We start from the raw sequence: 12,544 nt of genomic DNA on the forward strand, positions 1-12,544 counted from the left end.
TTATTTCCCATCCAACAAATATCTGAAGTAGACCAAGGCGGTAGTTTCGGAGTAGTCGCCAAAAGTATCATAGCCAACCTGTCCGCCGATCTGCATATTCTTCTGTAAGTTGTAACTGCCATCAGCCTTGAAGTTATATCCGATGCCATTTTTACTTTGCGCAGCATAACGGGATTCAGTGCTATAACCATCGCGCACCAATTGCTCCAGTTGAGCCTGCAACTCTGGATTATTCGGGAAATATTTACTCTCATCCTGCGAATAGGATTGATAGCCTACCGCCCCACCCAATTTATAATTCCAGTTACCATAACGTTGGCTATACTCAACCGGGAAAGAGACACTGACATAATCTTGCGGGCTGAAATAGCCCCCTTGACCGTAACTGAAATAACTGAGATTTTTAGAGAAATTCATATAACTGATATTGATGCCCGTTTTTAATTCACGGTCATCATAGCGGTAAGGACGAATATACGCGCCGACTGAAGAGTTAATTGAACCATTACTCGGAACATTATCACCGATATAATTGTAATAATTTAATCCTGCATAAAGGCCGGCATCGCCATCGTCATAGCTCAGGTTTAAGCCACCCCCATTCTTAGTGACTGCCCCCCATCGCGATCCGCTGATCTTATCGGTTGCACCCACGTATGAAAGCAAGCTATCCGTCACTGGCCGACGTTCTACTGTCATCGCCAGTTTAGCGAATTCGCCAAGCTTAGGTGCCCATTGCACGCCGCCAATAAGGGCACTCATATCTTGCCCTAACGGCGTGGTACCAATGTCGGCTTTATAATCTTCCCCCGCCAAGGCCAGGGCCAGCTCTACCCCTGACTCACTTTGTGAGCCTGGGGAGTCGGCGGTGAAATCATTTGGACTAAAGGTTTGGGCTGTGACCAGATTATTAGCCGCCAGTTGTTTAGCACTGTTGGCATCATTTTCCACTACCCTGGCATCAACACAACCTTGCGTTCCAGCACCTGCGCCATTACACGCACTTTCTCTATCCGCCTGAGCCTGCAATTGAGCAGTTGTCGCCGCCGCTAATACCGCCGCTGAGTTAGTTGCGGCAAGTGCTGATGTCTCTGTCGCATTTTTAACTTCCAAACCCTGCTGCAATGCCCCGGTACCAAAACGATTACTGCCCGTACCTGAGGTTGAACCTGCATTGAGGGATACCGGCGTGACGGTAAAACTCAGGCGGGAGGTATCAAAAGGCACACCGGCAAAGGTGAGCGGGGCTTTGGCTTCAGTCAATTGACTCAGGCCCGATTCACCATCGCGACTGCGAATACTGATATTGGCCTGCGCCCAACTGGCAGTTTTATCCTGTAAAGTATCCAGCATCTGATCAACTTGCTTCAGGGTGCCGTTTTGCGCAACGTTAGCGGTAGGTGCCAGATTATTGACGCCCCCCATGGCAGCGCCTTCTGTGCCCGCATTTTGCCACGGCAACACCGCGCCATAGCTTGAATTGGTCCGCGGCTGCGTGCGGGTGGTCTGGTTAATAAACGGATTGTCGCTAAGTTGTAAACCAGCAATATTCGCGCCACCAACACTGTCTGCCCCTTCCAGCCCAATCATTTTACCTTTGGCGGAACGTAACAAAGCCAAAGCCTGCTCATGATCTCCTTCAGCTTCCGCGACCCGGGCAGCAAGCAATAAGCGCTCAGGGGTTCTTGGCCCGCGCATGCCCAACATCAATTGTCTGGCGCTCTGGACATCACCATTAGCCAGTGCCACGTTTACCGCCCCTACCCGCGCCCCTTCATTAGTAGGATCACGTTTTAATAAATAAGCATAAACTTTACCGGCTTCATCATTCATTTTACCGGATTGGTAAAGACGCCCCATCGCCAGCATCAGGTCAATATTTTGCGGATCACTTTGTAGCGCAACAATCAACTTGTCATACGCCGCAGCATACTGGCCTTGCTCACGCAATGCATCGGCCTGATTGATAGTGGTCCCTAGTCGTAATCGACTGATCTCTATCGGCGAACTGCCACTTTGAATCGCGGGATTACTCAATAAGGCTTCCGCTTCTTGCGTCAGGCCAGATTGCGTCAAGACACTGATTTGTGCCGCATAATCGCCCGCCTTGCCATGAATGCCGTTATTGATACTTTTACGCACTAAACTAACCGCCGTGGTGCTGTCACCGGCAGCCATCAAATCTTTAGCCAGATTACCGACATCGGCAGGGGCGGTAGGCGGATTTTGTGCCAGTCCGCGCAATATTGCCGCAGCACTGGCTGAATCACCCTTTGCCAGAGCCGTTTCTGCTGTCGCTATTTTTTGATTGAACTCCATACGGTCAGCGAGCGCACGGACCTCTTTAGTTTGGCGGGCTGGCGGGATCTGATTGAGTAAAGCATTACTGGTTGCCCAATCTTTGTTTTCAGCGGCAAACAAAGCGGCAGCATATAGATTATCCGCCGGTGCGCCGGGAGCCGAAGCTTCAGCCATCAGACTTTGCGCCTGGGCTGTATTTCCTTGTTGTTGCAGAATTCTCGCCATATCCAGACGAACCCAGATATTCGATGGCTGCTTAGTTAGCGCCTGTTGTAACAGATTTAATGCCGCCGTAGGATCATTACGTTGCAGCGCTAATGCAGCCTCACGGCGAATCGGATCAACATTGATCCCAGCGGGCGCGGCGGCGGGTTTGAGATTGTTTGGCACGGTTTGTAGCACTTGCTGTGCCTCGGCATCATTCTTTTGCTGCCGCAATACATAATACAGCCCCAATTTCGCATCATTATTTTGCTGTTGCTGCGCCAGGATATTGCGGTAAGCCTGTTCAGCAGCACTCAAATCACCTTTGCGCCGCAACAAATCAGCCCGGAACAGCGCCACCGCAGTGCCTTTGTCCCCTGTGGCCTGTGCCAATGGGGCGCTCAATGCCAGCGCACCGTCAATATTCCCGCTGGCAAAGGCTTTTTTAGCTTTATCCAACTCGCCGTAGAAATGGGCATCTTGCGCTTGCGCCGCCAGTTGTGCGCTGTTTGCCCCACCTTGTTTGGCCGCCTGAGTCAGGTAGTTTTCTGCATTGGCGAAATCACCACTGCGCAAAGCGATAAATCCCAAACCCGCTAATGCATCGCCATCGTTAGGGTTGATCGCCAGCACTGACTCAAACTGGCTTTTCGCATTGGTTAAATCACCGCGATTAAGTTCACTGTAACCCTGGCCTTTTGCTGCTCCACCGATATTCTTTTTATAGTAATCGGCGACAACCTGATCATCGGGATGGCGTTGTTGATAGGCCTGATAAAGCCCTTCATCTGCCGGTTGCGGTGTTATCCACATCAGTGCCTGGCGCAAAGCAGCATCAGCTTCGCGGTTAGTCGCCGCCAGACTATTAAGCATGGCAATACCATCACGGCGGGTTGTCTGTTGGTAGGTCAGCACTTTACCCAGCGCCACGCGGGCAGCAACATCATTTGGGGACTGTGCTACACGTTGCTGTAATTCGGCGATAGCTGTTGGTAACGTCGCCGCATCCCCCGCCATGGTCAAATAATATTCTACCGCTAAATTATCCAACGGTTTATTACCGTTAAATAAATTCTGATAACTCTCAATCGCCTTGGGAATATTGCCCTGGCTGGCAAACTGGCGCGCTGCCGCTAATTGGCTCGGCGAAATGGACTGCATGACTTTGGCATTATCTAACGACTGCAAACGTGGGTCATCCGGGGAGGCCGCATTTAATTTTTTACGCCATTCAAGCGACTCGGCTTTATCCCCTTTTTCAGAGGCATAAAGGGACATTAGATATAAAGCATCAACGTTGGTAGGATCGACCATCAGGATCTTTTGCAGCGCGTTAGTCGCCAGATCATTATGGGCTTTCTCATGCCAGTAGGTGGCCTGATCTAACAATGCCTTTATCGCTGGCGTATTCTCTGCCGCCTGTCCCCAGACAGGGATTGCAGCAAATCCGACCATCCCAGTAAGCAACAGGGCATTAATCAATGGTGACTTTACATGACTTGATTTCATATCAACCCCGCTCCATACAATAGGCCCACATCATCAACAGTTTTATTATCATTCTTCAGGATCTTTGCCTAAGCGTATTGCTGCACGGCGTTTTAATAACCCAAACATGCTCACACCAATGATGACTGAGATCAGTAAAGCAAGTAACGCCAAAATCACGATATGCTGACTGGCATACCAGATAACCATTTGATACCAAGGCAGCTCACCACGAGGGAATTGCTCCCCAACACTAAAACTGCGCACACCATTTTCATTGGTAATAATTGCCAGATCGCCACGCACGCCGGCATTAACCGTCGATAACTTCAAATCGCCGTGAATACTCGCTAATTGATCATCACCTGTTGCGGTTGCCAGCACCACGACTTTCTGCGGATTCCAACCAGAACGGAAACTCAGGAAGCCGCGCCAGTTATCGGTCGATGAAAGGTAGCGATCGGCCTCAACTTGCTGGCGGAACCAAACCCCAGTGAGGTAATCCGCCAACTTTTCTAACGTCGACGGTTCTTTCACTGATAGCACACCATTTTCCAGGCCAAATGATGTCGCGGTTAATAGTGTTTGGGTGAAATCAGCATGGTCTAATGTCGACACCACCAAAATATCGTTATCAGCAAACAGTGAAATATCTTTTTCATTTGCGGACACGCCCAGCTTCACCTTGACGTGGATAACTGGCTTTCCGGTTGAATTACCGGCACGAGCCGCAAGACCAAGTAATGTACGAACTTCTGTTTTGCTTGGTTTTTCGGGCAATAATACCAAGGTTTGTGAGAAATCAGCCAAGCGGGTGAAAGGGAAGGATGCGCCGACAAAATACGAAAGATTAGGCAACAGGGTAAAGTGATGGGTGTGACTCAAGTCAATATAAGAATCAGGTTCGATACGGCTCTTAATATTATTGTTGTTTAGTAGATTACAGGGGGTTCCGGCTTTCGGATTAATCGCGAAATAGAACTCTAACTGGTTATCACCATAAATCAGATAAGGAGCCAAACGCAGGGTATAACTCTCCTGACGAGTATCGCCACCAACCGCCCGCCACAGGGACTCAATCAACCCCTTCTTATTTACCGGCAGGTTATACAAGAAAATATTGTTAATCGATACGTTAAGTTGGGAGCTATTTTCATCAATCCAGTCTTCAATCGGGAAACGGTAGCCGATATGGATGGGTATAGTTTCTCCATCCCACATAAATAGATCGGGTGCCGCCCGGAAATCAACATGAATACCGTCATGATAAATACCATTAGCAGTCAAAGCATCGAGATTTGGCACTAAAGATTTAAGTAATACGGGATGTTCAGTATTAATCCAGCGTGGAGCGTCATAGGGAATGCTACGCGGGATAGCTTGCGCTTTAACACTTAGGCTATTCGCCTCTGGCGGTAATGGCCCGGAAGTTAAACGCCATGCAGCCTGACGCAACTCCTCCTCATTATTGCCAATAACCAAGAGTAATTTAGCCACCGGATTGTGCGGGTTATCAATCAATTGCAGACTTGGGCCGGTGCTTTGCGGTAACACAAAATCACCGATATGCTCACCCGGCTTACCAAATAAAATACCATTACCTTCGGGTAGTGAATCAAATTGTACCGGGAAATCAATATCACGGTAATTAGCCTGATAACCAAACCATGAAGCAACACCGGCGGCAGCACCAATCACATCAGCACGAATATTAGCCGGGAATGCCATAACCACTTTGGTCTCTTTCATCTGCATAGCATCAAAGAATGGCCGGGGGAATAGTCCCAAATTCTTACCAATATTCAGTTGTTGCCCTTCTAATTGAATACTTGAGGTCGGTAAAATACTGACCCAAAATTTATTCAATTGATCTGTTTCACACTGCAATACCGTGTTGTCACCAGTAATACTCATACTCAGATTATTGGTCGCGACCACCATCGCCGCAGGGACATCAACTTGGTATATCGCGCTGTTTTCACTTGACGGCGTTAGTGGCAATGTCCCTAACGGCTGCCCGTTCAGCATTAACTGTAAGCTGTAATTCTTACCAGCCAGCTCTGATGATAATTTTAGCGCCAGAGATAGTTTTGCATTGGTAATCACCAAATCATTGGGTAACGTGAAGACAATGCCTGATTGCAATTGACCGCCACTTAACAGCAACCCATTGGGCTGCCCCATATCTTTAATGGTAATCGTGGTATTCACTATCGCGTTGTATGAGGCCGGGCGGGTCACCACTACCGTGTTATCAACTACGGGTGTCGGTAGAGTTGAATCATACAAAGGGCGGTTTTCAGGGGCGCTGGCGATTTGCGGGTAATTATCAACCGCAGGAGCCACTGCCCCAGCGGTTGAGTCATCACTGTTCGGCCGAGGTAATAAAGGGAAATCTCCCGCGGTGGCTGCATCTTCAGTTTGCTGTTCCTGGCCCGCGATACGATTAGTGTCTACAGCAAACCCATTGATGGGAAAAAATGCCAGAGAGCACGCGGCCACCACACCTGTAAACCACAATGACGGCAATATCTTGCTCAATATCCCTTTCATGCCGCATTTCCTTTTTTCTGGAGGGCCAGCTTTCTTTTTCTAGCCCGACGTTGCTTCCACGGCAGATAAAAGAGTTCAAACGCACAACGAATAATGCTGAGTAATGAATGTAATGGTCGATCCTGAGGATAAGGCTCGGTAATCCAGGCATCTGCACGGGCCAACACAATACGAACCAGTTCCCGACGTTTAACCAGTGGAATATCACCAAACATCAACCGCACAGCACCGAGTTCAACATCAATAAGCGTGACAGGTAGACTGACAGCACCGCGTTGTAACATCAGCTCCACCTCTTCAATACCCTCAGTTGGGAAATGTTGGTCTTTAATCGCCAGACGAACCCCGCCCATTGACAAGTCCAGGGTGTGAGTACGCAGTGATATGCCATTACTATAATGAATAATGGCCGGTAACTGGACGTCAATGCGGATCGTTTTACGTGTCTGACGAGTCTCGCGCGCAACAGAAATAGCCGCAAATAATAGAATGACACTGAAAGTAGCCCAGGCGATATTAAGTGCAATTACATTCGGATTAACACCAAAATAATCTGGCAATGCTACGCGCACTAATCCCCATATAATGCCGAGCAACATCAGAACAACTGCAATAATATGCGGTCGAACAATATTGAAATCGAAATAACTCTTATCCAGTAGGTCGCCTTTATCCGTCACGTTAAACTTGCCACGTTTTGGTGAAATCATCGTAACGATGGTTGGAATAACCAAATGGAATGCCATTACGGTTTCATAAACTTCACCCCAGAAAGAGTAGCGGAAGCGGCCATTACTGCGTGAGTTGATGGCAATAGACATAATTAAATGGGGCAAAACATAGGCGAAAATCAATTCGGCTGACGAGGCAATAATACTCTGGTTAAAGAGAAGATAGCCCAGTGGCGCGAGTAAAAAGACCACGCGTGGCAAACCAAATTGGTAATAAATCATGGCGTTGAGATAACACAAACGCTGAGGAAGGCTCAGCCCACGCCCTAACAAGGGATTATCCACACGGAAAATTTGTGTCATCCCCCGCGCCCAACGGGTCCGTTGGATCACATGTAACGCCAAACGTTCAGTCGCCAGCCCCGCGGCGAGTGGGATGGAAATAAAGGCTGAGTTCCAACCTAAACGCTGTAATTTCAGCGCAGTATGGGAGTCTTCGGTGACTGTTTCTACCGCAAAACCACCAATTTCATCTAATGCCTTACGGCGAATAACAGCACAAGAACCGCAGAAAAATGCCGCATTCCAGTTATCGTTCCCTTGCTGAATAGGGCCATAAAAAAGGGCCCCTTCATTAGGAACAGAACGGCCTGTTGATAGATTGCGCTCAAACGGATCGGGGGAGTAAAAGTAGTGTGGCGTCTGGAGCAACGCCAACCGCTTATCAACCAGGAACCCACCCACCGTGGCCTGTAAAAAACCGCGGGTAGCTACGTGGTCACAATCAAAAACGCAGATTAACTCCCCCTGCGTAATCTTCATCGCATGGTTAAGGTTACCGGCTTTAGCATGACGGTTATCATTTCGAGTGATATAACCAACCCCTACATCCGCAGCAAATACAGCGAACTCAGTTCGTTTTCCGTCATCCAATACATATATTTTTATTTTTTCTTTTGGGTAATCAATACATTGGGCTGCCAGAATCGTATCTCTAACCACATCCAGACTTTCATTATAGGTAGGAATGTAAACATCAACCGTTGGCCATAAATCGGTATTCTCAGGCAGCGGTTCAATCGTTCGTTTTAATGGCCAAATAGTCTGTAAATAACTAAGACTTAGAATAATCCAGATGTAAAGTTCTGCACTATAAAGAAGTATGCCTAATATTGTCTCGGTTACAGAACCAAAATGAAGCGTTTCAGTCGTGCGCCAATAAATATATCGGGATGACATCAAAAATGACAATACTGTCATTACTATTGTTACTTTTCTGCTTTTACTTATGCCAAGTAAAAAGAACGCAGCAATGCTGAATAATGCAAAAATGTACTGCTTCTCACTGTCCATTGGTGTAACAACAACCAAGATAGCGATTGGCAATAACAGTAACAACAGAAGATAAAATTGAATTTTCTTCATCTTGAATTCAGCCAGTATTTAATAGAAGTCATGTTTAGGCGTAGAGTAAACCTCCCCCCCGCCGATCTTTATTCCCAAAATAGCTGCAACTTTTTTACTAATAAGCTCAATATCAAATGCGGCAGCTGACACGGGGCTGAAATCAATAATTGAACGTTGAGAAGCATTCGCTTCTGGCACACATTCATCCCGATGAATCATTCCTAACAATTTATCGCCCAGACGTTGCTCAAAGAATTGTGAGACATCATGGCTGAGTTGACGACGATTATCACTTTGATTAACAACAAAATAGGTTCCCATTTTGTTATCTAAAGGGGCGCCGATAAGTTTGCCTTTCTCTATTTGAGGTAATAAAGATAAAGATGCAGTGTCTGCCAACATCACCACCAAATGCATATCCGCAATCCCTTGCATCGCTTTTAACGCCGGGCTTGGTCCCGGAGGAAAATCAGCGATAACCACTAATCCAGGATAATTGAGGACTGAATGTAGCCCCCGTTGTAAAAAATGTGGATCAGCCGTTAATTCATGCTCGAAAGCCAGACGTTTCGCTTCATCCACCTCGCCATAAGGCAAGACAAAGGTATTCGTTCCCGCTTTAAGGATAAATTGGCTCCAGTCAGATGCATTACCTGACTCAGAAACATAACCACGTTCATCCGACAAAGGGACACCAAAGTGCAAGCGCAGAGCATTTTGTACATCGAAATCAATAAGTAGAACCTTGCTACCACTACGTGCCAGTGAGTGCGCCAAATTGGCTGCAAAAGTAGTTTTACCGACACCACCTTTCGGTGAACATACACAAACTAACGGCATAAGGCGATGCTCTCTAACAACGTTTGTAAAGGAATATCCCGCGATGACTCGGCAAAAACAACCTGCTCTTTTGGTGGTTCTTTTTGTGAAAAAATGTTTTTAAATTCAGTTTTTTTACCTGATTCCAACGGGCCAGTTGGTGAGGATGAAAATTGTGTCGTAAGTATAGGTTTAGAAACCGCTTGCGGTATAGCAGGTTCGTTTAAATTGACTGGCTGCGGAGCTAGAGTATGGGCAACCGGTGGCGCAGGAAACAGTGATCGCATTGCGGCTGGCCGGTTTGTTACCTCGGTATTTAGCAGAGGATCACTATTTATAGCGTGAGGTTCACTCATCACGTTTAACACATCAGGCTCGGCGAACTCAGTGGCTGAAACAAGCTGAGGTGTCGGCTGTATAGTTCGACCATTTTCTAAAAATGAATCATTGTCTTGTGAAGCCAACTGTTTAATAAGCGGCCATGAAAAAGCATCCGCTTGAACTTCTTTTTCAGAAATTTCTTTATAATCAATATCGTGCATGTCTATTTTATCTTTGAACTGCTTAATATCATCATATTTATTCATAAATAACACACCTATTTTGATACAAAGCTCTGCAAATAAATTTGCATCATGGGTTTATTTTTTAAGGGTCGCCCACTAAAAAACTCCCCTGAATAATCTTGTTGACTCTGGAACTGATGATTGGTATCGGTTTAATACTGACATTAGCATAATGTCAGTATTTATATAGGTTATTAATACATTACGCAGTTCGTAACATCGGTGTTTGCGAGGGGGAGAGGGAGAGATATTTGAAATTGTCACTGCCCCGCCATTTTTATGACGGGGATTGAATAACTGGCCCAGAGGGGGCTAATTTTGCAGGGGCATTTGATATAGCAAATTGATTAACACCAGTACGCCATAAAGTTTACGCAAGTACGGTCCAGACAGCGTTCACCAATCAGATAGCGGCGCAAAGCTTTCACTGTTGAGGATTCAGCCGCCACCCAGGCATAGAAACTACTGGTACCTTCGGCTCGCTCCCATAACACATCACCACCCAGACTATTCTCTGCTAATGATTGTGCCGCGACTTGCGCCGCAGCCGGAATTTGTACCCATTGACGTACCGCGTCAACTAACAAGCTGCCATGGGCGGGGTGATGCGGCGTATCACGTGGCAACCAGTAAACCTGCGCAAACGGAAATCGCTCAAGATTGATGCAATCACCCACCAGCGGTACCTCAAAAAAAGCTTGAACATGTGGAGGGTTAGCTTGTAATGCCAGCTGTTCCAAAATAGCCACCGCCGCCGGTAATGCTGTTTCGTCGGCAATCAGTAACGCCTGCATCATCTGCGCTGGCGGGATCCACTCATAACCGCCACTGTCAGATTGATACTCGGCATTCGGCGCAACAACCTGAATGGCATCGCCTGGTTTGGCATGTGTTGCCCAAGCCGATGCTGGGCCGGTCACGCCGTGCAAAACAAATTCCACGTCCATCTCGTTCTGCTCAGCACGCAATGCACGCAGTGTATAAGTGCGCATTATCGGTCGCTGCTCTTTCGGGATAGTTAGGTAATTACGATACCAATCGTCGCCTTTTGATACCTGAGTAATCAGACCGTTGTCTGCGGGCAATAGCAGCTTAATACGCTGATCTGGCGCTTCAAGTTTCATACGATTGACTTCTGGCCCTTCAAATACGCAACGTAACAGTGACGGTGAGATATTTTCTTTTACTTTCAATTTGATATCGAAAACTCGGTAGCTTGATGCGCCGGACATGACAGTTACTCTCCCGCAGAATGTGCTGTGACCCGATGCTGGCACCACAGCCAGCCACTTATCCCGCCCAACAGAACGGCCATCATCAGAGCCGCAGCAATCAACTGCGACTCACCGTAAAATTTTGCTACTAACGGCACCATCAACGCACTCATGCCATAACCCAATGTATGGCTGGTCGCTATCACCCCGGAACCTTTGCCCGTGGATAATTTATCGTTCAGCATCAATTGGTAACCCGGCGTTGCCATCGCCGCACCGAAAGAAGCTAGCGCACACCCCGCATAGAATAATACCAATGGCTGGGTACACATCAATCCTAAACCACCTACCATGAATAACGCTGCCACCAACAGAAGCTGAGAGGGGCTGAAACGTTGGGGGCGTACCACCAAAAACTGAGCCAACAAGGTACAACCTGCGGCCACGCTAAGCAAAATTGCCACATGGTGGCTCACCATGGTGGCTGAATGCCTGAATAATTGGTTTAAATGCGGTGCCAGACCAAGCTGCATCAGGCTGACAACTGCCGCCAGCAGCAGTGCACAGAGTAAATAGGGTAGCATGCTGAAACGTAAATGATTTTGTTGATGTGCAACCGGCGGCAATGGCGGATCATTGTATTGGCAACAGACCACCAACAGTGCGATCAATGGTGCTATTGCCATCAACCACAGCGGTGCCATTGGGTGTATTGAGAGGGCAAGAGCGGCACAAAGTGGGCCAAGAAGACGACCACAACTCAAGCCTGAACTAATGGTAGCTAATGCAGCCATGCGCTGCTCATACACTGCGCGCTGCAAGGCCCAGGTCTGGCAGGCGGGCACCATGCCTGAGACTGTCAGGCCATAGATAATACGTGCCACAATCAGCCCACCCAGCCCGACCATCTCCGGTAACCATCCCGCTGCTAAGCCCCATACCGCCAGCGTCAACAACACAAAACTTAGCAAGTAGCCAGCCAGCGCCATGATGACCACAAATTTACACCCACGAACCTCCGATTGCCGTCCCCACCACGGTGATCCGATCAAAAACAGCATGGATCCGAGGGTAAGTAAACCGGCCCACACCGACAGTGACAGATGTGTTCTGCTAACCAATACCGGTAACATGACCAATAAACCGTTCTGCCCAATCCCCAGCAAGCCGGCACAAAAGGCTAACGGCCAATTAGAAGAAGGTATATGCCCGCTTGAACGTGTTTCAGACTGTGATGAAATTTGCATTAAAAGTGAGTTAACCGTTAATAACATAGGGGATTTATGCATATTTAATAGAAAAACTGTATCATAAGTTAATT

General features: G+C 47.6%; 7 protein-coding genes. All 7 read right to left on the reverse strand.

Annotated elements, in window-relative coordinates:
- Positions 1–4,014, reverse strand: coding sequence for a cellulose synthase subunit BcsC-related outer membrane protein (locus tag Q2T72_RS18420; protein WP_372569627.1), 4,014 nt, complete (start codon positions 4,012–4,014; stop codon positions 1–3).
- A gap of 48 nt (positions 4,015–4,062) precedes the next feature.
- Positions 4,063–6,546 (reverse strand): cellulose biosynthesis cyclic di-GMP-binding regulatory protein BcsB, encoded by a 2,484-nt coding sequence (gene bcsB / locus Q2T72_RS18425; protein WP_372569628.1) that lies wholly within the window; start codon positions 6,544–6,546, stop codon positions 4,063–4,065.
- The gene (gene bcsA, locus Q2T72_RS18430; RefSeq protein ID WP_083162545.1) at positions 6,543–8,642 is read right to left on the reverse strand and encodes a UDP-forming cellulose synthase catalytic subunit; all 2,100 of its coding nucleotides are present in this window, start codon (positions 8,640–8,642) and stop codon (positions 6,543–6,545) included. The genes bcsB and bcsA overlap by 4 nt, the downstream gene beginning before the upstream one ends.
- 18 nt (positions 8,643–8,660) lie before the next feature.
- Positions 8,661–9,464: a cellulose biosynthesis protein BcsQ gene (bcsQ, locus tag Q2T72_RS18435; RefSeq protein WP_083162544.1), complete on the reverse strand. Its 804-nt coding sequence runs from the start codon at positions 9,462–9,464 to the stop codon at positions 8,661–8,663.
- Positions 9,455–10,030, reverse strand: coding sequence for a cellulose biosynthesis protein BcsO (gene bcsO / locus Q2T72_RS18440; RefSeq protein ID WP_083162543.1), 576 nt, complete (start codon positions 10,028–10,030; stop codon positions 9,455–9,457). The genes bcsQ and bcsO overlap by 10 nt, the downstream gene beginning before the upstream one ends.
- A gap of 326 nt (positions 10,031–10,356) precedes the next feature.
- Positions 10,357–11,241: a siderophore-interacting protein gene (locus tag Q2T72_RS18445; RefSeq protein ID WP_372569629.1), complete on the reverse strand. Its 885-nt coding sequence runs from the start codon at positions 11,239–11,241 to the stop codon at positions 10,357–10,359.
- Positions 11,242–11,246: 5 nt separating this feature from the next.
- Positions 11,247–12,470, reverse strand: a complete 1,224-nt coding sequence (locus Q2T72_RS18450; RefSeq protein ID WP_083162539.1) for an MFS transporter — start codon at positions 12,468–12,470, stop codon at positions 11,247–11,249.
- Positions 12,471–12,544: the final 74 nt, after the last annotated feature.

Origin of the sequence: Yersinia sp. 2466 StPb PI (assembly GCF_041538325.1) — a bacterium.
GTDB lineage: Bacteria > Pseudomonadota > Gammaproteobacteria > Enterobacterales > Enterobacteriaceae > Yersinia > Yersinia enterocolitica_E.

Excerpts from the sequence above, each read along its gene's own strand:
- Q2T72_RS18450 (WP_083162539.1), bottom strand. The coding sequence starts at position 12,470 with ATGCAAATTTCATCACAGTCTGAAACACGTTCAAGCGGGCATATACCT.
- Q2T72_RS18420 (WP_372569627.1), bottom strand. The coding sequence starts at position 4,014 with ATGAAATCAAGTCATGTAAAGTCACCATTGATTAATGCCCTGTTGCTT.
- bcsB (WP_372569628.1), bottom strand. The coding sequence starts at position 6,546 with ATGAAAGGGATATTGAGCAAGATATTGCCGTCATTGTGGTTTACAGGT.
- Q2T72_RS18445 (WP_372569629.1), bottom strand. The coding sequence starts at position 11,241 with ATGTCCGGCGCATCAAGCTACCGAGTTTTCGATATCAAATTGAAAGTA.
- bcsO (WP_083162543.1), bottom strand. The coding sequence starts at position 10,030 with ATGAATAAATATGATGATATTAAGCAGTTCAAAGATAAAATAGACATG.
- bcsA (WP_083162545.1), bottom strand. The coding sequence starts at position 8,642 with ATGAAGAAAATTCAATTTTATCTTCTGTTGTTACTGTTATTGCCAATC.
- bcsQ (WP_083162544.1), bottom strand. The coding sequence starts at position 9,464 with ATGCCGTTAGTTTGTGTATGTTCACCGAAAGGTGGTGTCGGTAAAACT.